The organism is Nocardioides sp. Soil774, assembly GCF_001428125.1.
GTDB lineage: Bacteria > Actinomycetota > Actinomycetes > Propionibacteriales > Nocardioidaceae > Nocardioides.
Window position 1 is genome coordinate 155,734 of the sequence record NZ_LMSM01000001.1, and the last position, 24,153, is coordinate 179,886.

Annotated in this window: 22 protein-coding genes and 1 pseudogene; 7 read left to right on the plus strand and 16 right to left on the minus strand. The window is 71.3% G+C overall.

Annotated elements, in window-relative coordinates; translation table 11 throughout:
• Nucleotides 1-91: 91 nt before the first annotated feature.
• The 3 genes from ASG76_RS00785 to ASG76_RS00795 all read right to left on the minus strand — a co-directional run bounded on the left by ASG76_RS00785 (nucleotide 92) and on the right by ASG76_RS00795 (nucleotide 3,162).
• Nucleotides 92-619: a type 1 glutamine amidotransferase domain-containing protein gene (locus ASG76_RS00785; protein ID WP_056598595.1), complete on the minus strand. Its 528-nt coding sequence runs from the start codon at nucleotides 617-619 to the stop codon at nucleotides 92-94.
• Nucleotides 620-757: 138 nt separating this feature from the next.
• The gene (locus ASG76_RS00790; protein WP_056598597.1) at nucleotides 758-1,918 is read right to left on the minus strand and encodes an acyl-CoA dehydrogenase family protein; all 1,161 of its coding nucleotides are present in this window, start codon (nucleotides 1,916-1,918) and stop codon (nucleotides 758-760) included.
• Between the two features lie 188 nt (nucleotides 1,919-2,106).
• Nucleotides 2,107-3,162 carry a hypothetical protein gene (locus tag ASG76_RS00795; RefSeq protein ID WP_157558860.1) on the minus strand — a complete coding sequence of 352 codons (1,056 nt, stop codon included), beginning with the start codon at nucleotides 3,160-3,162 and terminating at the stop codon, nucleotides 2,107-2,109.
• A gap of 32 nt (nucleotides 3,163-3,194) precedes the next feature.
• On the opposite strand from ASG76_RS00795, the gene ASG76_RS18605 reads away from it, so the two are divergent.
• Nucleotides 3,195-3,635: a VanZ family protein gene (locus tag ASG76_RS18605; protein ID WP_082587146.1), complete on the plus strand. Its 441-nt coding sequence runs from the start codon at nucleotides 3,195-3,197 to the stop codon at nucleotides 3,633-3,635.
• On the opposite strand, the gene ASG76_RS00805 is transcribed toward ASG76_RS18605, so the two are convergent.
• Together ASG76_RS00805 and ASG76_RS00810 are read right to left on the minus strand one after the other, a co-directional pair.
• Nucleotides 3,571-3,852 (minus strand): PqqD family protein, encoded by a 282-nt coding sequence (locus ASG76_RS00805; protein ID WP_157558862.1) that lies wholly within the window; start codon nucleotides 3,850-3,852, stop codon nucleotides 3,571-3,573. The two genes, ASG76_RS18605 and ASG76_RS00805, sit on opposite strands and share 65 nt — an antisense overlap.
• A complete protein-coding gene (locus tag ASG76_RS00810; RefSeq protein WP_162254058.1) occupies nucleotides 3,852-4,709 on the minus strand; it encodes a nucleotidyltransferase family protein in 858 nt (285 codons plus the stop codon). The genes ASG76_RS00805 and ASG76_RS00810 overlap by 1 nt, the downstream gene beginning before the upstream one ends.
• 82 nt (nucleotides 4,710-4,791) lie before the next feature.
• Here ASG76_RS00810 and ASG76_RS00815 point away from each other — a divergent pair, with 82 nt between their 5' ends.
• Nucleotides 4,792-6,300 (plus strand): polysaccharide biosynthesis tyrosine autokinase, encoded by a 1,509-nt coding sequence (locus ASG76_RS00815; RefSeq protein ID WP_056598613.1) that lies wholly within the window; start codon nucleotides 4,792-4,794, stop codon nucleotides 6,298-6,300.
• Here ASG76_RS00815 and ASG76_RS00820 read toward each other — a convergent pair.
• From ASG76_RS00820 to ASG76_RS00845, 6 genes are read right to left on the minus strand one after another with little or no spacing between them, the layout of a single operon-like run.
• Nucleotides 6,297-7,712, minus strand: a complete 1,416-nt coding sequence (locus ASG76_RS00820) for a sugar transferase (RefSeq protein ID WP_056598616.1) — start codon at nucleotides 7,710-7,712, stop codon at nucleotides 6,297-6,299. The two genes, ASG76_RS00815 and ASG76_RS00820, sit on opposite strands and share 4 nt — an antisense overlap.
• Nucleotide 7,713: 1 nt before the next feature.
• The gene (locus ASG76_RS00825) at nucleotides 7,714-8,820 is read right to left on the minus strand and encodes a glycosyltransferase (protein WP_056598619.1); all 1,107 of its coding nucleotides are present in this window, start codon (nucleotides 8,818-8,820) and stop codon (nucleotides 7,714-7,716) included.
• Nucleotides 8,821-8,822: 2 nt separating this feature from the next.
• Nucleotides 8,823-9,839, minus strand: coding sequence for a glycosyltransferase family 4 protein (locus tag ASG76_RS19785; protein ID WP_056598622.1), 1,017 nt, complete (start codon nucleotides 9,837-9,839; stop codon nucleotides 8,823-8,825).
• On the minus strand, nucleotides 9,832-10,983 hold the full coding sequence (locus tag ASG76_RS00835; protein ID WP_056598625.1) for a hypothetical protein: 1,152 nt from the start codon (nucleotides 10,981-10,983) through the stop codon (nucleotides 9,832-9,834). The genes ASG76_RS19785 and ASG76_RS00835 overlap by 8 nt, the downstream gene beginning before the upstream one ends.
• A complete protein-coding gene (locus ASG76_RS00840) occupies nucleotides 10,980-12,026 on the minus strand; it encodes a glycosyltransferase family 4 protein (protein ID WP_235529358.1) in 1,047 nt (348 codons plus the stop codon). Before ASG76_RS00840 ends, ASG76_RS00835 begins: the two co-directional genes overlap by 4 nt.
• A 20-nt stretch (nucleotides 12,027-12,046) precedes the next feature.
• Nucleotides 12,047-14,320, minus strand: a complete 2,274-nt coding sequence (locus tag ASG76_RS00845; RefSeq protein ID WP_056598628.1) for an N-acetylneuraminate synthase family protein — start codon at nucleotides 14,318-14,320, stop codon at nucleotides 12,047-12,049.
• A 541-nt stretch (nucleotides 14,321-14,861) separates the two neighbouring features.
• Here ASG76_RS00845 and ASG76_RS18610 point away from each other — a divergent pair.
• Nucleotides 14,862-15,626 (plus strand): glycosyltransferase family 2 protein, encoded by a 765-nt coding sequence (locus ASG76_RS18610; RefSeq protein ID WP_162254059.1) that lies wholly within the window; start codon nucleotides 14,862-14,864, stop codon nucleotides 15,624-15,626.
• A 49-nt stretch (nucleotides 15,627-15,675) separates the two neighbouring features.
• On the opposite strand, the gene ASG76_RS00850 is transcribed toward ASG76_RS18610, so the two are convergent.
• A complete protein-coding gene (locus tag ASG76_RS00850; protein WP_235529359.1) occupies nucleotides 15,676-16,371 on the minus strand; it encodes an acylneuraminate cytidylyltransferase family protein in 696 nt (231 codons plus the stop codon).
• Nucleotides 16,372-16,506: 135 nt separating this feature from the next.
• On the opposite strand from ASG76_RS00850, the gene ASG76_RS00855 reads away from it, so the two are divergent.
• Entirely contained in the window at nucleotides 16,507-17,589 is a 1,083-nt protein-coding gene (locus ASG76_RS00855; RefSeq protein WP_056598633.1) for an acyltransferase family protein, read from the plus strand.
• A gap of 46 nt (nucleotides 17,590-17,635) precedes the next feature.
• Here ASG76_RS00855 and ASG76_RS00860 read toward each other — a convergent pair whose 3' ends face one another.
• Entirely contained in the window at nucleotides 17,636-18,649 is a 1,014-nt protein-coding gene (locus tag ASG76_RS00860; RefSeq protein WP_056598636.1) for a hypothetical protein, read from the minus strand.
• A pseudogene (locus tag ASG76_RS19825) lies at nucleotides 18,646-18,810 on the minus strand (DapH/DapD/GlmU-related protein); the annotation flags it as partial. The gene ASG76_RS00860 and the pseudogene ASG76_RS19825, both read right to left, overlap by 4 nt.
• A 466-nt stretch (nucleotides 18,811-19,276) precedes the next feature.
• Between ASG76_RS19825 and ASG76_RS00870 the strand changes: the two are divergent.
• Entirely contained in the window at nucleotides 19,277-20,275 is a 999-nt protein-coding gene (locus tag ASG76_RS00870) for a glycosyltransferase family protein (RefSeq protein ID WP_157558864.1), read from the plus strand.
• Between the two features lie 10 nt (nucleotides 20,276-20,285).
• On the opposite strand, the gene ASG76_RS00875 is transcribed toward ASG76_RS00870, so the two are convergent.
• Nucleotides 20,286-21,200, minus strand: a complete 915-nt coding sequence (locus ASG76_RS00875) for a glycosyltransferase family 2 protein (RefSeq protein WP_157558865.1) — start codon at nucleotides 21,198-21,200, stop codon at nucleotides 20,286-20,288.
• Nucleotides 21,201-21,210: 10 nt separating this feature from the next.
• The gene (locus tag ASG76_RS19210; protein ID WP_056598648.1) at nucleotides 21,211-22,236 is read right to left on the minus strand and encodes a hypothetical protein; all 1,026 of its coding nucleotides are present in this window, start codon (nucleotides 22,234-22,236) and stop codon (nucleotides 21,211-21,213) included.
• A 63-nt stretch (nucleotides 22,237-22,299) separates the two neighbouring features.
• Here ASG76_RS19210 and ASG76_RS00885 point away from each other — a divergent pair, with 63 nt between their 5' ends.
• Together ASG76_RS00885 and ASG76_RS00890 are read left to right on the plus strand one after the other, a co-directional pair.
• Nucleotides 22,300-23,178 (plus strand): glycosyltransferase, encoded by an 879-nt coding sequence (locus tag ASG76_RS00885; RefSeq protein ID WP_056598651.1) that lies wholly within the window; start codon nucleotides 22,300-22,302, stop codon nucleotides 23,176-23,178.
• Nucleotides 23,175-24,062: a hypothetical protein gene (locus ASG76_RS00890; RefSeq protein WP_162254061.1), complete on the plus strand. Its 888-nt coding sequence runs from the start codon at nucleotides 23,175-23,177 to the stop codon at nucleotides 24,060-24,062. The genes ASG76_RS00885 and ASG76_RS00890 overlap by 4 nt, the downstream gene beginning before the upstream one ends.
• Nucleotides 24,063-24,153: the final 91 nt, after the last annotated feature.

A 24,153-nucleotide genomic window follows, 5' to 3' on the forward strand; every position in this document is an offset into this window, starting at 1 on the left:
GGGACCTTCCGGGGGTGTGAGAGCGCTTCCACGCATCAGTGTGCCCCATCGGGTGTGATCCCCGCCACACCCCGTCTCCCGCTGCGGACGCCTAGTTGCCGAGGGCCTCGAGCAGCGCGCGGTTGAAGGCCGGGATGTCGTCGGGGTTGCGGCTGGTGATGAGGTTGCCGTCGACCACGACCTCCTCGTCGGCCCACTCGCCGCCGCCGTTGCGGATGTCGGTCTGCAGGCTCGGCCAGCTCGCCAGACGGCGCCCGCGCACGCGGTCGGCCTCCACGAGCGTCCACGACGCGTGGCAGATCGCGGCGACCGGCTTGCCCGAGTCGATGAAGTCGCGGATGAAGGCGACCGCGGTGTCGTCCATGCGCAGGGCGTCGGGGTTGGCGACGCCGCCGGGCAGCACGAGCGCGTCGTAGTCGGCGACGGCCACGTCCGACACCCGCCGGTCCACGCGCTGGGTGCTCGACTTGTCGAGGTGGTTGAACAGCTGCACCTCGCCCTCGTCGAGCGACAGGAGCTCGGCGGTGTGGCCGGCGTCGAGCGCTGCCTGCCAGGGCTTGGTCAGCTCGACCTCCTCGACACCCTCGGAGGCGGTCAGGAACGCGATTCGCTTCGACATGCCTCCACGCTCGCTCGGGCTCGGGTGGGGGACAACCGCCTTCGGGGTGGGGTGAGTTGTGGTGGGTCTGGTCGGCGGTGGCCTGGTGGTCGCGTTCCCCGGATATCCGGGGATCGCCACCGAGGCCCAGCCGAGAGCTCAGCCGATGACGCCCGCGTTGTCCTTCGCGAGCGAGCGGGAGATGACCATCCGCTGGATCTGGTTGGTCCCCTCGAAGATCTGCATGACCTTCGCCTCGCGCATGTAGCGCTCGACGGGGAAGTCGCGGGTGTAGCCGTAGCCGCCGAGGACCTGGACGGCGTCGGTGGTGACCTTCATGGCGTTGTCGGTGGCGACGAGCTTGGCGACCGAGGCCTCGCGGGAGAAGGGCAGGCCGGCGTCCTTGAGCCGCGCGGCGTGGAGCATCGTGGCACGGGCGGCGACGATCGCGGCCTCCATGTCGGCCAGGACGAACGCCAGGCCCTGGTGGTCGATGATCTTCGAGCCGAAGGTCTCGCGCTCGCGGGCGTACGCCACCGCGGAGTCGAGGGCGCCCTGGGCGAGGCCGACCGCGACGGCGGCGATGCCGAGGCGGCCCGAGTCGAGGCCCTTCAGCGCGATGCGGAGGCCCTCGCCCTCCGCGCCGAGCCGGCGCGAGGCGTCGATGCGTACGTCGTCGAAGCGCATCGTCGCCGTCGCCGAGCCGGTGAGGCCCATCTTGCGCTCCGGCGGGTCGGCGGACAGGCCCTCGGAGTCGGCGGGGACCAGGAAGCAGGAGATGCCGTTGCGATCGTCGGAGGTGCGGGCCATCACCTTGTAGAAGTCGGCGTGACCGCCGTGGGTCGTCCAGGCCTTGGCGCCGTTGATGACGTAGGAGTCGCCGTCGCGCCGAGCCGTCGTACGCATCGCGGCGGGGTCGGAGCCCGCGTGCGCCTCGGAGAGGCAGTAGGCCCCGAGCAGGTCGCCGCCGAGCATGTCGGGCAGCCACCGCTCCTTCTGCTCCTCGGTGCCGAACTCGGCGAGGCCGAAGCACGACAGCGCGTGCACGGAGACGCCGACGCCGACCGAGGACCATACGGCGCCGATCTCCTCGAGGACCTGGAGGTAGACCTCGTAGGGCTGGTCGCCGCCGCCGAGCTCCTCGGGGTAGGGCAGGCCGAGCAGGCCCGCCTGGCCCAGCATCCGGAAGACGTCGCGCGGGAAGGTCTCGGTCGCCTCCGCCTCGGCCGAGCGCGGCGCGAGCTCCTTGGTCGCGATCTCGCGGGTCAGGGCGAGCAGGTCGCGGGCCTCGTCGGTGGGGAGCTGGCGGCGTGCGGTCATGTCCGGGAGGCTACCGCCGGGGTCGGCGCACCTGAACTCGGAGGCGGGGCGCGAGGGTTCCCTGTCGAAACTGGAGCCTCACCCCCGAAGTTTCGGGGTGGAACCTCGGGTTTCCCCGGATATCCGGGGAACGCGACGGGAACGCGACGGGGGCGGCGACGGGGGCGGCGACGGAGAGCCGGGGCGGCTCACGCCGGCGCGACCACCACGCCCTCCTCGGCGAGCGTGGCGAGGGCGTCCGCGACGAGCGCGGGGGCGTCGGGGTGCTCGCCCGCGAGCGCCTGTGCCCGGGCGACGAGGTCGTCGAGGCCCTGCGGCGTCTCGAGGGCCAGCCAGAGCAGCACGCCGAGGCCGGCGAGCACCTGCACCCGGTCGCCGACCATCAGCACCAGCTCGTCGTCGTACTCCACCGCGTCGTGCCAGGCCGCACGGCTCCAGGTGCCGGGCGGCGCCGGGGCGAGCGGGGAGGAGGGGTGGTGCACGCGCGGCGCGGGCGCCTGCGGCGAGGCGTCGAGGAGCAGCACCAGGTCGTCGAGCCAGTCGGCGAGCTCGTGGTAGTGCAGGCCCCACGCGCCGCCGCAGGCGTCGATCGTCTCGGCGAGGCGGAGGATCGGGTGCTCGAGCAGCGCGAGGGAGGAGCTCTGCGGCACCATCGCCGCGATCGCGTGGGCGGGGGTGATCGGCACCAGGCCGGAGTCGTCGTCGCCGCGGTGCAGCAGCACGATGCGGTGCAGGCGCGCGGAGGCCGGCGGCGGGAGCAGGCCCAGGTCGTCGGGCGAGACCGACTGCTTGCGGTGGGGGGCGTCGCGGTCGGTGATGACCGACAGTGGCTTGGGGTGGGCGTGCACGGTGAGCGTGTCGTCGAACGACGTGGTCTCGTCGGAGAGGTAGCCCAGGCGCGTGGCGAGCAGGCCGATCGCGGTGGTCTTGCCCGACCCGGAGGCGCCGATGACCGCGATGGCGCGTCCCGCTGCGTCAGCGACCGCGCCGGCGTGGAGGTTGATCCGCCGGCCGGCGGTCGCCTCGAGCGCGACCATCGTGACGCGGGACGTGAGCGCGTAGTCGTGGGCCAGCTCGTCGTCGCCCAGGCCGGTCAGGTCGACGACCGCGGCCGCCGGCTCGTCGGTGAGGGCACGGCTCCACTGGTGGCGCAGCCGCGCGACGGCACTGCCGGCGGCGGGGATGCCGACCGGGACCCCGAGGACCGACACCACGAGCGCGGGCGGCCCTGCAGGTGTGGTCACGGCGCCCACTCTAGGGTGGCCCGGTGGGTTGGATGCGCGATCGCCGGGTGCTGGTGGCCGTGGCTGTGGCCTACGTCGTCGCCGTCGTCGTGCTTGTGGTGGGCCCGTGGGGCCGGCAGCTCAACGACGCCACCGTCGCCTGCTACGACTGGTTCCGCTACCACTGGCCGCTCGCCCCGCTGTGGGCGCTGCCGGAGCACTACGGCGTGCTGCTCAACGTGGCGCTCTTCGTGCCGGCCGGTGCGCTGCTCGTGGCGCTGACGCCCTGCCGCTGGTGGGGCGCGGTCGTCCTGGCCGCCGCGGCCTCCGGGGCGATCGAGCTGGCGCAGGCACGGTGGCTCGATCGCATCGGGGAGTGGAGCGACGTCGGGGCCAACACGCTCGGCGCGGCGATCGGCGCCCTCGCGGTCACTCTTCTATCACGACGCCGATCACGACGAGCTGGTCCACCAGCGTCGCCACGTCGTCGCTGATGCTGTCGGGCTCGGCGCCGGTCATGGCGGCGGCCGTGGCGATGACCTCCTCCAGCGTGCCGCCCTCGTCGAGGGCGAGCCACACGACGCACCCCGACCCCTCGAGCAGGATCGGCGGACCCTTCGGGACCCGGGTGAGGTACGCCGTCGGCTCCTCTCCGCCGTCGAGGTCCTCCTCGCTGACCCACGCGACGTCGTCGGCGATGCGGTAGCGCATCACGAGCGCCGCACCCGACTGGTCAGCTCGCCGGCCGCCCGGCGCAGCCGGAGCCGCTGGCGCGCGCGGATGTCGCTGCGGGTGGGCGCGTGGCCGAGCTCCATGCGCAGGTGGTCGCGGTTGACCCGCATCGCCGCCGTCAGCAGCTCGGCCTTGGCCCGCAGGGTCGTCGCCGCAGCGAGCCGGGCGCGCCACTCGTCGAAGCGGCTGCCGCCACGGGTGACGTGGCGCCAGAGCAGGTAGGTGGGGTCGCCGCGGTGCAGCTCGAGCTCGCCGATGCCGGCCGCCAGCGCGACCTCGGCGTGCAGCTCGGTTGCGAGCGCCCGCACGGCGTCCTGCTCCTCGGGCGTGGCAGCGGTCCACGCGTGGTCGAGGTCGGTGGTGCCCCCGGAGCGCGCGGAGTGCAGGGTGAGGATGAGCCGCTGGGCCGTGCGGTTGGGCACGGGGCAGTCGCGGTGCGCGATCTGCCGCACGACGCGGTCGCGTGCGAGCACGTCGTAGGCGCGCTCGGCGTCGATGGTGACCCCGGGCCAGCTCATGTGCACGTCGACCCAGCCCCAGTCGTCGTGCCACCAGTTGGCGGCGTGGGCGAAGACCGAGCCGGTGGCGAAGCTGGTGCGCTGCTCGAAGCCCACCGACTCGACCGCGGTGACGAGACTCCTCAGGTGGCTGGGCCGGACCAGCACGTCGACGTCGCTGGAGTGACGGCCCTCGGGGCGCAGGCCCGGCAGCACCGCCGGTCCCTTGAGGTGGAGCAGGTCGATGCCGCGGTCGTCGGCGAGCTTCTGCACCACGGCGTGGGCGAGGTGGACGCGGGCGGCGACGGGCGCCGCGCGGACGTCCGTCTCCTCGCTCATGCCGCCCATCGTGCCAGTCGCGTCCCGGCGAGTGTCGCCGATTCAGCAGGGCGGTGACGGCGTACGCCCTACACTCGCGAGCATGACGTTCGGGGACTTCGTCCGGCTGAGCCGCGCCTATGTCTGGGTGCTGATCGGCTGCACGGTCCTCGGTGCCGCCCTGATGGTCGCCAAGACCACCCAGGACCCGGTGCTCTACTCCGCCACGGCAAACGGCCTCGTGAAGGTGGGCGAAGCGGGGAGCGCGGCCGAGGAGCAGGGCAACGCCTCGCTTGCCGAGGACAAGGCCAACCTCTACGCCTTCCTCGTCCCCACGACGCCGGTCGCGGAGCAGGTCGTGAAGGAGCTGGGCCTCGACATGCCGCCGAGCGCGATCGCCAGCCGCTTCTCGGCGACTGTCAACTCCGACGTCAACGCCATCACGATCTCCGCCGTCGGCACGACTCCCGAGGAGGCCCGCGACCTGGCCAACGCGGTCGTCGACGCGGTCGTGGTCGTCGCCCAGCAGTACGAGACCGGCGAGGAGAACCCGAGGGGGCCGTCCCTCACGCGCATCATCCCGGTCACGCCGGCCGAGCTGCCCGGGGCGCCGTTCACGCCGGACTACCGCGCGGCCGCGATCAAGGGCGCGCTAGGGGGCCTCGCGCTGGCCTACGCCTTCCTGATCGCGCGGCGGCTGATCGACCGCCGGGTGCGCTCGGCCAAGCACGTCGAGGACGCCACCGGAGCCGCAGTGCTGGGCGTGATCCCCAAGGAGGACGCGCTGGGTCGCGTGAACCGCGGCGTACGCGGCGACCTGGGGCGCGCGGCCGAGGCATTCCGCGTGCTGCGCACCAACCTGCGCTTCGTCGACGTCGACAACGAGCCACGCCGCATCGTGGTGACCTCCGCGCTGGCGGGCGAGGGCAAGTCGACCGTGTCGTCCAACGTCGCCCGTCTCGTCGCGCAGGCCGGGACGCCCGTGCTGCTCATCGACGCCGACCTGCGGCGTCCGATGATCGCGACCACCTTCGAGATCGACGGCGCGGTCGGGCTCACCCAGGCCCTCGCCGGCGACGTCGACGTGCGCGACGTCATCGTGGAGTCGGGCGTGGCCAACCTCAGCCTGCTGCCGGCCGGACGCATCCCGCCCAACCCGAGCGAGCTGCTCGGCTCTCTGCGGATGAAGCAGTTCATCGACGACCTCTCCGCCGACCACCTCGTCATCCTCGACGCACCGCCGCTGCTGCCGGTCACCGACGCAGGCCTGCTCTCGGCGTTCTGTGACGGCGCCCTGCTGGTGCAGGCGGCCGGCAAGACCCAGATCGAGCAGAGCCAGCAGTGCCGCCGGATCCTCGACCAGGTGGGCAGCCGCCTGCTCGGCGTGGTACTCAACAAGGCGCCCGTCAAGGGTGCGGCGTCGATCGCCTACGGCGGTGGCTACGGAACCTATGGGGGCTACGGCGGCTACGAGGCCGACGACACCTCACGCGAGGCCGACGCGACCGCGGGCGGGGGCAGGCGGCGCAAGCACCCCAAGAAGGCAGCCAAGAACGCGGCCAAGAAGGACGCCGAGGCCGAGGCGCAGACGGAAGCCGACGCCGGGGTCTAGTAGGCGCCGCGGCTGGCCAGCACGGCGGTGACCGTGCGGGCCAGGATGAGCAGGTCCTGCACCATCGACCAATTGTCGACGTAGTAGAGGTCGAGGCGCACCGTGTCCTCCCACGACAGGTCCGAGCGGCCGGACACCTGCCAGAGGCCGGTCATGCCGGGCAGCACGTTGAGCCGACGCAGCATGTCGTCCTCGTACTTCTCGACCTCCGAGGGCAGCGGCGGGCGCGGCCCAACCAGGCTCATCTCGCCGCGCATGACGTTCCACAGCTGGGGCAGCTCGTCGAGGGAGAAGCGGCGGATGAAGCGACCGGGTCTGGTCACGCGAGGGTCGGTGGTGCTCTTGAAGAGCACGTGGTCGGCGCGCGGGTCGAGGTCGGCGAGGCGCTGCTCGGCGTCGACTGCCATCGAGCGCAGCTTGAGGCAGGTGAACTCCGCGCCCTCGCGACCCACGCGGGTCTGGCGAAAGAGGGCCGGGCCGCCGTCGTGGAGCCTGATCCAGAGCATGACCACGGCCAGCACCGGCCAGACGACGGTCAGGATGAGGAGCGCGCCGACGACGTCGAACGCGCGCTTGGCGTCGTTCGTCGCGAGCTGGGAGCGCGAGCGGCCCAGGTGCATCAGCGGCAGCCCGGCGACCGGCCGGATCCGCACCCGCTCGCTTGAGACGTCGGTGACGTTGGGCGCCACGATGATCTGCACGTTGGCGTGGTCCTCCAGGTCCCAGGCCAGGCGCCGCAGCTGGGTGGAGGAGCTCACCGCGCCGGCGGTGAAGAACACGATGTCGGGCGAGACCTCGTCGACCACCGCGCGCACGTCCTCGCTGTGCCCGAGGACGGGGATGCCGCTTGCGGTGCGCTCGAGGCCGGCGTAGTCGCTGGGGATCAGGCAGCCCATCACCCGGTAGCCGAGCCACGACTCGCGTGCCAGGACGGTGTGGATCTCGCCGATGTAGCCCGGGGTGCCGACGAGCAGGACCGTCTCGTTGAAGTGCCCGGCGCTGCGCAGGCGCTGGATGATCCGCCGCGAGATCAGTCGGCCGATCAGCAGCAGGATCACACCGATCGGGAAGAGCAGGATGAAGAAGCCGCGGGAGAGGGGGTACTGCATGAGGAACGCCATCGTGGCCACGAGCGCGGCGGTGAAGAACGAGGCGTTGACGACCAGCTTGAACTCCTCGGTGCCGGCGCCGAAGACGTGTCGCTCGTAGGTGCCGAAGATCGAGAGCATCACGATCCAGGTGGCGACGAAGAACCCGCTCGCCAGGACGGTGTTCTCCAGGACGTCGCCGGCGGTGTCGAAGATCGGCAGGGTCAGGCGGAAGCGAATGGCGAGCGCCGTGGCGGCGGTAATCATCACCAGATCGATGACGCCGATCAGCCAAGGGAGCAGGCGGATGCCTTCAGGCCGCACGTCAGAGCCCCCTGTCTTCGTCCAGCGCGATGCGACGGATCCGGTCGATGAACCGGGCTTCCCCGAACAGCTCGGCTCGCGCCCTCAGTCTGTCAGGGTCCCACCGCTGCCGGTCGTGATCGGCGAGGGCGGCGGCGATGAGCTCGGGCTCGGGCGCGTCGAAGAACAGGCCGGTCTCGCCCTCCACGACCGTCTCGAGGAAGCCACCGCCGCGCAGGGCGACCGCCGGCACGCCGAACGCGGCGGCCTCGAGCGGGGTCAGCCCGAAGTCCTCGTGGCTCGCGGCCACCAGCACGCCCGCGTCGGCGTACACCGCGCGCAGCTGCGCGTCGGAGAGCCCGCCGAGCAGCTCGACGTTGTCGGGCAGGGTGGCGCGCAGCCGGCCCTCCTCGGGGCCACGACCGACCACGACGAGGCGGCGGCCGGTGCCGCGCACGGCCTCGATGACGGCGTCGACGTTCTTGTAGGGGAGCAGGCGCGAGACGACCAGGGCGTAGCCCGGCTCCCAGCCGGCCAGCTCCGGCACCGGCTCGCGCGCCGCGGTGGCGTCCATGCCGTGCGGGGGCGGCAGCAGCTCGGCGTCGCGGCCGTACGTCGTCTCGATCCGGCGCTGCACGACGCGGCTGTTGGCGAGGTAGACGTCGGCCTGCGAGGCGCGGGTGCGGTCCCAGCGGCGCAGGAGCGGTCGCAGGGCGAGCAGCGGCGGCCCGATGGGGGAGCGCCACGCGGCGCCGCCGAGGTATTCGTCGGTCTGGTAGAGCCAGCGCGCGGGGTTGTGGCAGTAGACGACCGTGCGCCCGGGGGCATCGAAGCCGTGGGCCCACCCGCTGCTGGAGGCGACGACGACGTCGGCGTCGACGCGCATCCGCGACGAGGCGGGTGCCAGGAGCGGCAGGGCCAGGCGGTGGTCGCGGCGGAAGGCGACGACGCGGTTGAGCGGCGAGGTGCGCACGTCGGCCTCGGCGAACTCCGGGTAGGTGCCCTCGGGGTCGTAGAGCGTGGTGTGGACCGGTGCCTCGGGGAAGGCCCGCATCAGGCTGAGCACCACTCGCTCGGCGCCCCCGCGCTGGGTGAGGTAGTCGTGGGCGATCGCCACCTTCGGTCGCACGGCTACACCCCCAGCTCCGCGAGCAGTCTCTCCACCCGGCGGCGTCCGGCCCGCGGGGAGTACTCATCCTGCCAACGCAGGCGTGCGCGCTGCGTCACGACGCGCACTTCCTCCGGGGTGGCTTCGAGGGCGCGAGTCACGACGGCCGCGAGGTCGTTGGCGTCGCCGGCACGGGCGACCCACGGGTGCTGCGGACCGGCGACCTCCGGCAGTGCGCCCGCGTCGGACACCACGAAGGGCACGCCGGCGGCCATCGCCTCGGCGACGACGAGCCCGAACGGCTCGGCCCAGACGCTGGGAAAGACCACGACTGCGACCCGGGAGAAGAGGTCCGCCGGTGCCACGTGCCCCAGCCGGCGCGTTCGGGTGCCCAGCGCGCTCAGGGCCTGCTCGACCTTGCGCACGTCATCGTCGGACACGTACCGGGTGTCACCGGCGAGGAGGAGGGCCGCAGTCGGCAGTCGGCCCATGGCGCGGGCGAGGACGTCGACGCCTTTGTCGGTGGACAGTCGACCGAGGTAGCCGACATCGCGGGACCAGCCGGCGACAGGGTCCAGCTGGGTGAGCTCCGCGGTCCAGTTGGCATGCGCCCGGCTGTCCGCGACGCGGCTCGCCATGTCGGACGACGGGACGAGCGTGGCCAGGGCACCTCGCCTGGCGAGGGCAGCGGCCGCGGACTGCGCATGGCCGCGGGGGTCCTGGTGAAGGTGGACGATGCGGTGTCGGTGCCCGGTCGTCGCCAGCGCCGGCACCAGACCGTGGCACCACAGCAAGCCCTCGCGCGCGGCGCGGTCCCACGCGCGGAGCCGCGGGAGGTAGTCGCGTCTCCCATCGGCCCGGATGGGTACGACGTCCGCGCCCATGGACGCGGCAGCATCGAGCACATCGGTCGGGCGGTCCGGCGACACGACCGTGACCCGACGGCCGAGGTCGAGGAGCACCTCGGCATGGCGCAACAACATCTGCTCGCCGCCGCCGAGGTCCGGATTGTTCGCGGCGAGGAAGATCCTCTCAGCCATCGGACGGGCTCCTAGGTGGAGAACGAAGTGCGTGGCCGAGCGCCAGTCCGACTGCGACGGCCATCGGGGTGTCGAGCAGGACCTCCCCGAGCGTGATGGCCATGACTCCGATGCCGATGATCGCTCCCTGTGCGCCGGCCGCAACGAGGTCGCCGTGACGCGACTGCCTGGAGAGCCGCAGGAAGGTGAGGACCAGCAGCGCCAGCACGAGCAGCAGAGCCAACCAGCCGCCTTCCTGACGGATGGCAAGGTAGGAGTTGTGGAAGAAGAACTCGAGGTCGCGGATCTCCACCTTCGCCGTGCCAGGTCCGTGGCCGTACCACGGGGCGGCGTCGAGCTGGACCTGCTCCTGGGCGATGATCCGCTTGCGGAGGTTGTCGCTGCCCGAGCGGTCAGAGAAGGGACCGAAGGTGGTGAGCGCGCGTGGGATGTTGTCGACCACCCAGACGAGAGCGACCGCCATCGCCGCGCCGCCGAAGGGTCCGAGCCGGCGGCCCACCAGCACCCAGACGCCCACGAACGCACCCGCCAGCAGACCGGTGCGGGACAGGCAAAGCGCCAGGCCGGCAACGATGGGCACGGCCACGGCGGCGCGCACCTTCCAGCGCTCGTCGCAGAAGAAGACCGCCAGGGTGCCGAGCACGGCGATGAAGTACGCGCCTGCGTTGGGGTCGGCGAGGAAGCCGGTGAGCCGCCCCTCATAGGCGCCGCCGCCGATGCCGACGACAGCCAGCGCGATGACGGCGATCAGACCCGCCGCCAGGCCAGCCCCGACGGAGCGCGGGGACAGACGCACCGTGCCGCCGGCCCAGATCAGACCCGCGAGGATCGCGACGTGGCCGACCCGGCGGGTCCAGTCGACGTCGTTGGCCAAGCCCGAGTAGACGAGCAGCGCCAGGAGCGCGCCGAGCAGGACCATGACGGCGCTCGGCAGTCTGGCCCCGCCGCGCGCCGGGCGGAACAGGCAGAGGCCGACGAGACCCGCCATGGCGAACTCGTTGATCGGGTAGCCGGCCACCTCCAGGCTGCGCAGTGGCAGCAGCGCCATCAGCGTGAAGTCGGACATCCGGATCTCGCGGTCGGCCTGGTCCGCCCGCTCGACCGTGCGGTCGGGGAGCTCCCACGGCGAGTCGACGCGGCTCATCGCCCGGCCCCCGCTGCGTCGTACGTCGCGACGACCTGCCCGCACATCTGCGCCACGTCGGGCCAGTCCGCGAGCCCCGGCCGGGCGTCGAGGTCGAGCCCCTGGCGGGCCAGCGCCGTCGCCACGGCAGCCGGGTCGTCGGCGGGCACGAGCGAGGTGGCGGGGAGGATCTCCGGGTTGGCGCCGACGTCGCTGGCGACCACGCCCATGCCCCGCGCGGCGGCGTCGAGCAGGGCGTAGGAGCAGTTCTCCCAGACCGACAACATCGCCAGCACGTCGTGCTCGGCCATCGCGGCGTCGGGGTCGACGAAGCCGGGCATGGTGACCGCGTCGCGCAGCCCGAGCCGCTCGACCTGCGCGCGCAGCGCCTCCTCCTCCGGGCCGGTGCCGGCCAGGGTGAGGCGGGCGGCGGGGTGGGTGGTGAGCAGCTCGGCGAAGCCGTCGACGAGGGCGGGCAGCCGCTTCTCGGGCGAGAGCCGCGCCAGCGACAGCACGCGCAGCCCGGTCGTTGGCCGCGACGCGAGGCTCGCCACCGGGTCGACGCCGTTGGGCACGACCGTGACCGGCACCCGCGGGTGCCACTTCTCCCGCATCACCTCGGCGGTGGCCCGGCTGACCGCGATCGCGGCGTCGAAGCGCCGCAGCCGCGCGGTGTGCGCGAGGGCCATCACGCGCGCCTTGGTGGTCGAGCGGTGGTAGACGACGTCGTCCCGGGCGATGCCGTGCTCGGTGGTCACGAGCCGCGGGCCCTGGCCCACGGCGAGCGCGGCGACGATGTCGGCGTAGGACAGGTGGGTGTGCACGACCGCGGGACGCTCACGGCGTACGACCTCGCGCAGCGTCGCGACCGAGGTGCGCAGGCCGTGGTCGGGACCGAACGGCGCCTCGGTGACGTCGGCGCCGAGCTCGCGCAGCCGCTGCGGCAGCGCACCGGGCGGGGCGAGGAAGGACAGCTCCCAGCCGGGCAGTCCGGCGCGCGCCACGTCGAGCACGTGGCGGGCCACCCCGGCCAGCTCGCTGACCGGGACCACCCAGAGTGCCACCCGGGACGAGGGGGGCTGGCTCAGAACCATTGCTCCAGCCGCTCGAGGGCGATCCAGAAGCCCTCGCCGTCGTTGACGTGGCCCTGCCAGATCTCCGGGATGAAGCTGACCCCCGGTGCCATCGCGTCGAGCTGCTGGGCCAGCACCGCCCAGTCGATCTCGCCGTCGCCGACCTGGACGCCCTCGCCGTCGACCCCGGTCGCGTCGACGAGGTGGAGGTGCTCGGTGTGCGGCGCGAGCAGTTCGGTGGCCTCGGCGAACGACATGCCGAGGTAGTTGGCCGACAGCTTGGAGTGGGAGACGTCGAAGCACAGACGGCGGTCGTGGCGCTGGGCGAACTCGGCGGTGTCGCGCGGGTCGACGAAGAGGTTGCAGTAGAGCTGGCCGCCCATGTACCACGGGTAGGGCGGCAGCGTCTGCGCGCAGAGGCGTACGCCGCTGTCGTCGACGCGGGCCAGCCCCGCGGCCACGCGGGCATACATCTCCTCGCGCTCGGCTGGGGCGACGAAGGCGTCGGTGGTGAAGCCGCCGAGGCTCGCCACGATCACCGGTCCCTCGGCGTCGGCCTTGGCGTCGGCGCCCTTGCCGAAGTGCTGCTGCATCTCGCGCGTGGTGTCGACGACGCGCTGGAGCTCGCGGATCGAGCGCTCCCAGTGGGCGTCGTCGGTGGAGGCGAGGTTGAGCAGGAAGTCGCCGGCGAAGAGGTCGGGCGAGTGGGTGGTGAAGCCCATCGGCAGGCCACCGTCGTACTTCGCGAACACGTCGGCGACGGGCAGGTCGAGGTCCTTGTAGGAGAAGTGGAACTCGAGGAAGTCGGGGGTGGTGTCCTTCGTCATCGCGTCGATGTCGTGGTAGCGCGTGGCCAGGCCCCACGGGCGGCGGAAGGAGTAGTCGCGCCCGCGGGGGGCGGCGTCGCCGAGATCGGTGGCGTAGAAGAAGTCGCCGGCCTCCAGCGCACGCGAGGTGGTGCGGCCGACGAGCTTGTCGAAGGCGTTGGGCTGCAGCCCGCGACCGGGGCTCTTGATGTCGATGTCGGCGTCGGTCAGGGTCTCGCCGACCTCGATGCGGCGGGCGGCGACCAGCGACTTGGCGAGGTTGACCCGGTTCATCATCTCGCCGGTGGAGACCGCGCGTGGCGCGGAGGTGCCGAGCGCCTCCTCGACCTCGCGCACCCGCTGCACCATCTCCTTGAACTCGCCCGGCAGCAGGCTGACCTTGTGGTCGTTGCCCTCGAGGTCGCGGTCGACGGTGAAGTGCTTCTCGATGATGCGTGCGCCGAGCGCGACGGCGGCGAGGGCGACGTGGAAGCCGCGCTCGTGGCCGGAGTAGCCGACCGGCGCCTGGGTGAGCTCGGCGAGGCGGGTCAGGTAGGCGAGGTTGATGTCCTTGAACGGCGCGGGGTAGGTCGACTGGCAGTGCAGGAACGCGTGCGCCACCCCGGTGCTGCGCACCAGGTCGACGGTCTCGCGGATCTCGCCCTCGGTGGACATGCCGGTCGAGATGACCATCGGGGTGCCGCTGGCGGCCATGTGGCGCAGCAGCGCGTGGTTGGTCATGTCGGCCGAGGCGACCTTGAGCGAGGTGATGCCGTAGTCGACGAGGCGGTCGACGCTGACCGGGTCCCACGCGGTGCACATGACGTCGACGCCGACGTCGCGGCAGTGGTCGAAGACCTCGAAGAGCCCATCGGCGCCGAGGTCGTACTTCGCGAGCAGGTCGAGGGTGTACTGCGGGCCGAGGTCCTCCCCGCCCGAGCCCGACGAGCCCTGGCGGTAGAGCGACTCCATGTCGCGCAGCTGGAACTTCACCACGTCGGCGCCGGCCTCGACCGACAGCTCGACGAGCTTCTTGGCGAGCGAGACGTCGCCCTGGTGGTTGATGCCGATCTCGGAGATGAGCAGTGCGGGCGCGTCGGGGGCGACGACGTGGCGGCCGATGCGCAGCTCGTCGGCCCGGTTGATCGCGATCGCGACGAGGTGACCGCGGTCGTCGACCAGGGCGACGTGGTCGATGCCGGAGCCGAAGGCGTGGCTGATCTCCGCGGGACTGCTGCCGATGGGCAGGCTGCGCGGCGAGGTGTTGGCGGCCTCGAGGGCCGGCACGTTCGTGGTGAGGCTGGCAGCGCTGCTCACCCAGCGCCGGAAGTCGCCGTCGGAGAGCACGCCGTCGAGGTGGCCGTGGGAGTCGACGAGGAAGATGACGCGCGCCTTGTTGGCGGTGATCTTCTCCAGGGCGCGCAGCACCGGGTCGCCGGAGTAGACGACGTAGGGCGTGAGGTCACGCTCGATGATCAACGCAGAGCCTTCTGTGGATGTAGGTGAGGGTCAACCGTAACGAGACACCCGACATCTCGTGGTCAGAGTGAGCCACGCGCTGTCAACAACCGGGCAGCGAAAGGGAATTGTCGCGGGTTGCCCTCCACTGCGTCGACCACTTTCGGTTGGGCTTCGACCTCACGGCGATCCCGCTTCCTGGCAGCCTCGCCAGCCCGCTGGGGGTGAACGTACTATCGCTACGGCACATCGCTTCATCGTGACACCCGTGAAAGTCCTGTTGCCAGCCCTCGCTCACGCGATGTGTCGTTCATCTGAGCGGTCAGCTCAGCGCGGCGGAACACGGGGGGAGGGCTGTGCGTAATGTTGCCTCATGCCTCATCGTTTGCTTGTCAGCGCCCGGCATGGAGTCGGCAACGTCAGGCGCTGGGTACGAGTGTCCAAGGCTGTCCGTGAGAGAGACCGGTCTCCTCAGCTCAAAGCCGAGGTGGATGCAGTCCGGTCAGGCCTCACCCTCCCGCAGCTGGAAGGCTCCCGGAAGGGTGGCCTGTGGGCGGTAGCGATGGTCAAGAACGAGGTCGACATCATCGAAAGCACGCTGCGCCACCTCGCAGACCAAGGTATTGATGAACTGCTGGTGGCGGACAACGGATCGACCGACGGGACGCTTGAACTACTGCGCGAATTGTCGCGGCAGCTCCCGCTGCACGTGGCTCTCGACAGCGAGCCGCGATACTTCCAAGGGCCGAAGATGACCGCATTGGCGCAGGCGGCTCGGCGCGCAGGTGCGTCATGGGTGGTCCCTTTTGACGCCGATGAGTTCTGGTTCGCCGCATCGACGACTGTGGGCGAGTACCTGCGACGTTGCGACGCCGGCGTGGTGCAGGCACGAATGTTCAACGTGTACCCGCAGGCCGATTGCACGAAGTGGCGGTTGGATCCCCAGCCGATGGATCCTCCGAAGGTCGCATTTCGCGCTCACCGACTGGCCCGTCTGTCGATAGGAAACCATTGGGTGTTGCACCCGGGTAGGCCGGCGCCTGGGTTGTTCATCGCGCACTATCCGTGGCGATCTGCCGATCAGCTCAAGCGCAAGACACATCAGGGAGCGGTTGCACTCACCGAGGAGCAGCGCGCCCAGGGATTCGGGTTCCACTGGACGGCGGGAGCAGCCGAGTCGGATCAATGGCGCCACGACGCGTGGGACGCCATTCAGCACGGCCGCGTGTTCCCAGGACTGCACTGGACCCCGTCGGGAACGCCGCTGTGGGATGTTGATCCGCGTCAGCACCGAGTATGGCCAGGCCCGGTCGAAGGAAGCAACTAGGGGATTGACCGTACTGACTCCGCCTCGTTGTGGAAGGCAGGAAGGACGATCACACGCGGGGGACGTGAGCAGAGCACTCATCCCCGCGCAAGTGTCTGATCCGAGCCACCGCGAGCGCCACATCGAACTCGGTGTCGATGTCGATGCCCTCGTCCTCGGTCATCACGAAGAGGCCGATCCGCCCGCCGAGCCGGTTGTTGTGCTGCTCGTAGACCTCGGTGCGGGTCAGGTAGAGCGAACCGGTCTCGCGATATCGCCGGGTCTCGTCGGTGAGGTCCTGGCGGCGGGGCCGGGCAGCGACGTCGTACGCCGCGGTTGGCGGGGCGCCCGCCTGCCAGATGAAGGGCGGCTGCTCGACGACGCCGACCATCGAGTCCACGCCGGCGTCGGTGAACTCGGCCAGCGCCCGCGCGAGCGTGTCGTCGTGGCGCACGGGCGAGGTGGCCTGGAGCAGCATGACCACGCCAGGGCGGCCGCGCTCTGCAGTCACCTGCTCGATCGCGTGGCGCACCACCGGCTCGGTGGGCGTGGTGTCCTGCGCGAGCTCGTCGGGGCGCAGCCACGGCACCCGGGCGCCGGCGGCGCGGGCGACCTCGGCGATCTCCTCGTCGTCGGTCGAGACCAGCACGTCGAGGCCCGGCGTCGCGAGTGCCTGCTCGATCGTCCAGACGATCAGCGGCTTGCCGCCGACGTCGAGGAGGTTCTTGCGGGGCACGCCCTTCGAGCCGCCGCGGGCGGGGATCACGCAAAGGATGGAAGCTGACTGTCCGCCCCGTGCCTGCATGGGGCCAGATTCGCAGAAGCGTCCACGACGCGACAGAGCAGGCACGGATTCTGCGTCTCGGCGGCGCAACGCACGAGTCACACCTAGCATCGTCGCGTGACGAGTTCCAGCACCGCGACGAGCGTCGACCGACGGCGCTACATCGAGCTCGACGGCCTGCGTGGCATCGCCGTCCTCGCAGTGGTCCTGTGTCACTACGGCAATGAGCTGGACCGGTACTTCCCCGGCCTGCCTCCGGCTGCCGTGTCCGGTGAACCGGTGGGCTGGCTGTTGCGATACGGCTACTTCGGCGTCCAGCTCTTCTTCCTCCTCAGCGGATTCGTCATCTTGCTTACTGCGCGGAAGGTCGCCACTCCTCGCGACTTCGTCGTGGCGCGCGTATCGCGGCTCTATCCGACCTACTGGGCGTGCCTGACCGTCACCGCCCTCGTGGGATGGCTGTCGGCACAGGCCGTGCTGCAACGGTTGCCGCTCGAGGTCGCGCTCAACTACTCCATGGTGCAGCGACTCATCCGGGTCGAGGACGTCGACGCGGCCTACTGGTCGCTCTCCGTCGAGCTGATCTTCTACGGGATCATCTGGTCCGTCTTCATGGCGCGAGGAGCGCTGCGTGACAAGGACGTGGAGCGGCTTGTCCTCGTGTGGTTGACCGTCGCCCTCGTGGTGGCGAGCTGGTACCGGGTCACCGACGGGTCGTCGATCACGCTCGTCGTCCTGCTGCTCACGGCGAGCCAGTACGCTGGATTTTTCTCGGCGGGCATGCTCCTACTCCTCAGCCGTGAGCGCGGTCGACTGCATCCTCTGGTGGCGGTCTGCGTCCTGGCGCAGGCGGTCGTGTCGTGGCTCGTCGTGGATGCGGTCGAGGCCACGGTCGTCGTGCCGCTGATGGCCTTCTTCGCCTACGTGATCATGCAGAGCCGGGTGGGCTGGCTGCGGGTGCCGGGCCTTGTCTTCATTGGCGCCATCAGCTATCCGCTCTACCTCCTGCACCAGAACCTGGGCTACCTCCTGATCGAGGCGGCCGCCCCCAGCCTCGGCCGTTGGCCGGCGATGCTCCTGGGGTTCGCCGCGCTCGCAGGCGTGGCCTGGGTGGCGCACCGCACGGTCGAGGGTCCGTGGTCGCACGCGCTTCGCAAGCGCCTCAGCCGGCAACCGGACGTGCGGAGGGCGCGACCGTAGGACCGGTCCGACCGGGCTGCCCGTGATGGTCGGGGTGCGCGTCAGGTCAGGTCGCGTGTGCCGCGACGATCTCGGCGACGCGACGCGCCGGCTTGAGAGCGCCGCGGGCGGGTGCCGCGGTGGGCGGACCGCCCAGGCGTCGCATGCCGTAGCGCTCCCAGAATGCGGCGAGCCACGCCGGCGGCCGGGGGAAGTCGACCCACGCGTTGCGGCCCTGCGCCGCCGCCTCAAGCACGCCGGTCGAGAAGACGCTGACGACGGGCGCGTCGAGCTCGACGAGCGGGACACCGGCCGTGTCGATGGTGATCCCGGCCCGGGTGTACGCCGCGAGCACGGCTCGTGACACCGCGTCGCGCTCCGACGGGTGCGGTCGGTAGACAGCGCCGTGCTCGCGGCATGTCGACATCGCCGCGTGGGCGAGTCGCGACCGCCAGAGCTCGGCTGCGTGTCCCTGTCCGAGGTAGGTCAGTGGGCCCGTGTCGCCACCCTGCGCTGTCGTGTGCGCTCCGGCCTGCCACAGCAGCTCGCTGCCCACGACCTCGAACGACACGTCGTGACGACCTGCCCGCCAGTAGAGACCGTCCTGCTCCGACCACGCCAGCAGGATCGCTCCCGGTGCCAGCGGCGGCGCCAGCGGCGTGATCAACCCGTGCTGGACCGCGAGGTAGGGGATCCCGCGCTCCTGTGCGCCGCGCCAGAGGTCGTGCCCGAGCTCGAGGTAGTGGCCGTCGGCCAGCACGACCTGCACCGACGCGGGCAGCGCTGCGGGAGTCGGCGTACGCACCCACCCGGGCAGCAGGTGGTCGATCGCATGCTCGGCCTGGACGATGCACGGGGTCTCGCCCATGAACGCCAGTGGGGCGACGAGTGCCGCGCGCCCGCTCGCCGTCGTCGCAGCGACGCCCACGGCGACACGCGGCGGCTCCGGGCTGTTGGTCCACGCGAGGACACTCGCCCGGTTCCCTGGCCCCAGCCGGCGCTTTAACGAGCGCACCGGGGTGCGACGCGCCCGCCACTGCTGCCAGTCATCCAGGTCGACCGGCACGCGCAGGCCTGTCATCGGATGTGCTGCCTCGCGGGGACGCCCGACACGACGGCACCGGCCGGCACGTCCTTGGTGACGACGGCGTGTGCGCCGATCACGGCCCCGGCTCCGATCGTGACCCCACCGAGGATGACCGCGCGCAGACCGACGAAGCAGTCCTCGCCGATCACCACCGGCCCCGTCCCGCGGATGAGCGAGTGGTCGTGCGGAGCGTGCTCGGCGGAGCCGACGTAGACGGACTCGGCGAAGGACGTCCTCGCGCCGATCGAGATCGGGGCCATCGCGTGCAAGTGGACGCCTGGGGCGAAGGAGACGTGATCGGCGATGTCGATCGGACCGCCTCCCGGCTCGCATGCCAGCCACGCGTCACGACCGATGACGCACTCGCGACCGATCCGGATGCGCTCGGGCCCGAGCACGGTGCGCGGCCGGTCGAGGACCGACCCAGCCCCGAATGAGCCGAAGACAGCCGGGTACGCCGTCCTGGAGAGCAGCGACGAGAGGCGCCAGCTCGCGGCCGATCGTCCGCGGAACAGGGCGATGGCGAGGAGGTCTGCGCGGGTTCGGGGCACGATCCGATGATCGCAGAACGTGCGGGACGGTTGCTCGCCCGTTGACAGGCTCGTCCCTACACTCGACGCCATGCCAACCCGGGTGCTCCTCGTCAGCCCCGCCTTCCACGGGATCTGGTCGTCGGTGGCATCCACACTGGAGCAGGACGGCCACGAGGTCGTCCCACACCTGTACGACGAGAACGCAGGTGTGGCCGCCAAGGCGCGCCACCACCTGACCGTCGAGCTGCCCGCCCGGCTGGGCCGCCCCACGGAGCCGCGGCTGGCCAAACGCCTGGGCGGCGCCGCGCGGGAAGCCGTCACGCGGGTCCGGCCCGACGTCGTCCTCACGATCAAGGGCGACGTGCTGGGGGAGGCCTACTGGGAGTCCCTCTCGGGCATCCCGCACGCCACCTGGCTCTACGACCAGCTCGACGCGATGAGGTTTGGGCCCGAGCTCTGGCCGTCGATGGGCGGGATCGGCAGCTTCTCCCACACCGACACCGACCGGCTCCGGGCCGCGGGGATCACCGCCGAGTACGTCGCCCTCGCCTACGACCCCGCGTTCGAGCCGGGCTCGCGACGGACGGGTGGCGTCGTGTTCGCGGGCGCCCGCTATCCCCAGCGCGAGGAGCTGCTCCTGCGGGTCCAGGCTGCGGGCATCCCCGTCGTGGCCTACGGCCGGTCATGGTCGAAGCACCCCTATGACCGGCTGCGCACCTGGGACCTCCACCGTCCGGCCATGTCCACTGCCCGCGAGCTGAGCCGGGGTGAGGCGCACGAGGTGATGCGAGCGGCCGACGCCACGATCAACATCCACGGCGCGCAGGACGGCTTCACCCTGCGGACGTTCGAGGCGAGCGGCATCGGCGCCGTGCACCTGATCGACCGACCCGACGTGACCGAGTTCTACGACCCGGGCTCGGAGGTGCTCGTCTACGACGGTGTCGACGAGCTGGTCGAGCTGTGCCGCCGCGCGTCCCGCGACCCCGCATGGGCCGACGCGATCAGGACTGCCGGGCGCAGGCGCACGCTGGCCGAGCACACGTTCGCGCACCGGGCTTCGGCCCTGCTCGACCTGGTCGAGTGAGCCCGGGCGGTCATCGACCGGAGCGTCGCCGACCGCCGCGCGACGAGGCTTGGATGCCCAGGGCGATCGCCTTGTGGCCCAGGGCGTGCGGCAGTCGTCCGACGTAGCGGTCGCAGAGCCGCCCGGCCGCCCGTACGGTGCGCGGCGTCGCGCCCCGCGCAGCGGCGGCCACCAGGGAGTTCCACAGAGAGAGCGAGTGCTCCTGCCGCGCGAGGACGGATCCGTGCTTCTCGATGAACTTGGCGTACGCGGCTCCCGACGCGAAGGCCCGCTCGAACCGTTCGGTGGCGCTCGTGACGGGTCCGTGGTGCAGCGTCTCGAACCCGGGTGCGATGAGGATGTCTCGTCCGAGCTGGTGGAGCCGGTAGCCCCACTCCACGTCCTCCCACCCGTACTCGCGGAACGACTCGTCGTAGCCACCCACGGCGTGGAAGTCGTCCCGGGTCGTGGAGACGTTGCCGGACCACCACTCCCACGTGCGGTCCGGTGGGGTCTCGAAGGCTGCCGTACGGATCGCGACGTCGGCCTCGATGCCGTAGGCCGTCGCGTAGTCGGTCTCGGGGAAGATGTCCCGGCACATGGCGATGACGCCTCGGGGCGCCTCCTCGTGCAGCCGCACGTGGTGCGCCACGAAGTCGGGCTCGAGCTCGAGGTCGTCGTCCGCCCGAATGAGCACGTCACCGGCGGCGTCGAAGAAGCCGGCGTTGAGGGCCGCGGCGCGGCCCCTGTTCTCCGGGAACACGATCGAGCGCACGGGCACGTCGGCCGCGGCCTCCCGGACTACCGCCTCCGAGTCGTCGATGTCACCGTCCAGCACGACGATCATCTCGACGTCCTGCTCCGTCTGCTTCGCCAGTGAGCTGAACAACAACGGGAGGCGGGTACGACCGCCCCGCGACGGAACCACGATCGAGGCCTTCGGCATGGGGGCCACCCTAGGCAGTGCGGCGGGTCAGGGCGGTGACCCTGTCCTCCAGCCGCGCCAGCTCGTCGTCCAGCCGGGGCGCGGACAGTTCGATGCTGTCGGTCAGGACCTTGAAGCGCAGCCGCCAGTCCAGGGTCTGCAGGGCCTGCAGCTGGATCGCCGCCGCGTGCTCTGGCCGCCAGGCTGCGGCCGCCGCCGCGACGACCTCGAGACCCGCGTCAAGGTCGGTGCTGGGGAGCCGCACCAGGCCGTTCTCCCACAGCATGCGGCGGCCGGCCTCGCAGCGCGGGGGGACACCTGCGACCGCGGCGCCCGATGCGAGCGCGTCGGTCCACCGACCGGTCACGTAGTCGCGGGTCGGGTGGGTGTATACGTCTGGGCTCACGAGGTTGGTGAACGCCAGCACGAGTTTGGCCTGCCGCATCGCGGCGGTCAGCGCCGCCTGGTTGAGGCGTGCGTCCGTCTCGAGCGGCGGGCCTGCGCTGAAGGTGAGCCCCAGCTCCGCCGCGGCACGCGCGGTCCGGTCGTTGTCGTCCCACGACTCCGGTTGTCGTCCGACCCGGAGCAGGTCCACCGAGCGGTCCTCCGGGAGCGGAGGCTGGTCGAGCACGTTGCTGCCGAACGGCAGCCACTCCGTGGCCGTGCCCGTGCGGCTCGCCCACGTCTCGACGAGCTCGACGTCGGTGACGAAGAGCTGGTCGTAGTGGCCGCGCCCCTGGGCCATGCGCGGGATGCGGTCGTCGAGGAAGGAGTCGATCACCCAGCCGACCACCCGGTCGTAACCGCGCAGCAGGTAGGTGGCGTCGAGCAACGAACCCAGGTGGGCTGGCTGCGGCGCGATGACGACACAGGTCCCTGAGCCACGGCGGCGCGGTGCCTGGCCCGCAGCCCGACGCACGCGGTCTCGCCGGGGACGGGTCGACGTGGTCACCAGCTCGGCGTCCAGGCACTGGGCGAGCAGGTCAGCCAGCAGCGCGACCGTCGCCCATCCCCGTCCGCCCGGGTCGGTGTAGATGACACGGGTGGGGCGCGGCATGGCCGTATCCTCGCAGCAACCGCTGTCGCTGAGGAGAACCTGTCTGTGGTGAATGTGAGTGTGGTGGTCCCCTGCTTCAACGGCGCTGCGACGTTGGCCCGCCAGCTCGGGGGCCTGGCAGGCCAGCGCGATGCTCCGGAGTTCGAGGTCGTCCTTGTGGACAACCGCTCCACCGACGGCAGCCGGTCGATCGCCGAGTCGTGGGCCGACCGTCTCCCCGGCCTTCGCGTCGTCGATGCGTTCGACAGGCCCGGGGCGGCGTACGCGCGCAACGTGGGCGCACGTGCGGCGGAAGGTGCCGTCCTCCTCTTCTGCGACGCGGACGACATCGTGAGCGACACCTGGGTGGCGGACATGGTCCGGTCGTTGGAGGACGTGGACCTCGCCAGCGGTTGGCTCTCCTTCGAACGCCTGAACCCTGCACACCTGCGGACGGGGGCGACGGAGACCGAGCTGCCCCGTCCGTTCGACTACCTGCCGACGATCGCTGGCAGCAACTTCGGGATCGAGCGGGCCACCTATCTTCGGTTGGGGGGGATGGATGAGTCCTTCCCCCTCGACGAGGACGTCGACTTCGCCTGGCGTTGCGGGGAGGCGGGCCTACGGGTCGCAGCCGTGCCCGCGGTCGTGAACTACCAGCAGCGAACGACTATGCGCGCAGTCTTCCACCAGTTCCGCAACTACGCCTCCTCCTCGATCCTGCTGTGGGTGCGATACGCCGATCGCCCGCTGCGCCCCATCGGCATGCGCGGATCGCTCGTGCAGCTGGTGAAGGAGGTGCGGCAGGTGACCCGTCTGCTCCACGGGCCACGGTCCCGCTGGGAGCTCGCTCGCGACCTCGGGTCAGCCCTCGGTGCAGTGGAGGGAAACCTGAAGTACCGCATTCATGGTGACGTGCCAGAGGCACGGCTGATGGACATCGACGAGGGCGAACCTCGGTGAGCCGACCGGCGAACCGGGTTAGCGTTGCGCCCGTGACAGGGGAGCCGCGCGAGGTGAGCGCCGACGAGATCTGCATCGTGTCGGGCGGGGACGAGGTCCGCTACCGGTCCTACGTCAACCACCGCATCTATGCGGCCGAGGCCGGGTGCGACTTCAGGCTCGAGATCGGGCTCGGTCGGCCCGCCTCCACCCCGTACCACTACAAGTTCAACCTGATCGACCACGTGCTGCCGCGGTACCGCTGGATCGTCTACGTGGACGACGACGTCTACTTCACCGACTGGCGGGCCGATCGTCTTGTGGACCTCGTCAACGAGTCGGAGCGCCGGGGTCTGTGGGGGGTCATCGCCGAGGGGCCCACCGAGCCGTCCGGGGTGTGGAGCGCGATCAACACAGGCGTGATGGTGCTCCGCAACGACGAACGGACGCGCACCGTGCTCGACACCGCGCGCTCGGCGGACATCGACGACCTGAGGTCCGCCTGGGACTCCACGGCCGACGGCCTGTTCACCTCGGGCGACCAGGACGCGATCTGGGCGACGGTGAAAGGCCAACCGAGCATCAGGGAGCATCTCGAGGTGGTGAGCCACGAGCGGCTGAACTCGCGACCGCACCTCTACGACGGCGGACTCGACAGCGCCCTGGCGGTGCACTTCTGCGGTCCGGGCGACAAGCGCGCCAACGTGGCCCGCTTCGCGGAGCGGTTCGGGCTTGGCCACGAGCTGGTCCCGACCGCCCTGCTCGACAAGTACGACGTGCGGCGCCGTGAGCGCGTCAGCGCCGTTGAGCTCCAGAGGCGCGCCGTGGCCGAGCGCAGCCACGCGCTGGCTCGCCGCATCGGTCGCAAGATGCGGTGGATCAGAGAGAACCGGAGTTGGAGCTGAACGTCCCGGACGGGAGGTCACCGTACGGGGCCAGAGGCGAGTAAGCGTCCAGGTTCCGAGAGTCGCTTCGCACGGGACGGTTGGGGCCAGC

Bases quoted from the DNA above. Each gene is read 5' to 3' on its own strand.
- ASG76_RS18610 (WP_162254059.1), top strand. From the start codon at position 14,862: ATGGTCAAGAACGAGGTCGACATCATCGAAAGCACGCTGCGCCACCTC.
- ASG76_RS00870 (WP_157558864.1), top strand. From the start codon at position 19,277: ATGCCAACCCGGGTGCTCCTCGTCAGCCCCGCCTTCCACGGGATCTGG.
- ASG76_RS00875 (WP_157558865.1), bottom strand. From the start codon at position 21,200: ATGCCGAAGGCCTCGATCGTGGTTCCGTCGCGGGGCGGTCGTACCCGC.
- ASG76_RS00805 (WP_157558862.1), bottom strand. From the start codon at position 3,852: ATGCGCTACCGCATCGCCGACGACGTCGCGTGGGTCAGCGAGGAGGAC.
- ASG76_RS00860 (WP_056598636.1), bottom strand. From the start codon at position 18,649: ATGACAGGCCTGCGCGTGCCGGTCGACCTGGATGACTGGCAGCAGTGG.
- ASG76_RS19210 (WP_056598648.1), bottom strand. From the start codon at position 22,236: ATGCCGCGCCCCACCCGTGTCATCTACACCGACCCGGGCGGACGGGGA.
- ASG76_RS19785 (WP_056598622.1), bottom strand. From the start codon at position 9,839: ATGGCTGAGAGGATCTTCCTCGCCGCGAACAATCCGGACCTCGGCGGC.
- ASG76_RS00785 (WP_056598595.1), bottom strand. From the start codon at position 619: ATGTCGAAGCGAATCGCGTTCCTGACCGCCTCCGAGGGTGTCGAGGAG.
- ASG76_RS18605 (WP_082587146.1), top strand. From the start codon at position 3,195: ATGCGCGATCGCCGGGTGCTGGTGGCCGTGGCTGTGGCCTACGTCGTC.
- ASG76_RS00815 (WP_056598613.1), top strand. From the start codon at position 4,792: ATGACGTTCGGGGACTTCGTCCGGCTGAGCCGCGCCTATGTCTGGGTG.
- ASG76_RS00810 (WP_162254058.1), bottom strand. From the start codon at position 4,709: ATGAGCGAGGAGACGGACGTCCGCGCGGCGCCCGTCGCCGCCCGCGTC.
- ASG76_RS00835 (WP_056598625.1), bottom strand. From the start codon at position 10,983: ATGAGCCGCGTCGACTCGCCGTGGGAGCTCCCCGACCGCACGGTCGAG.
- ASG76_RS00790 (WP_056598597.1), bottom strand. From the start codon at position 1,918: ATGACCGCACGCCGCCAGCTCCCCACCGACGAGGCCCGCGACCTGCTC.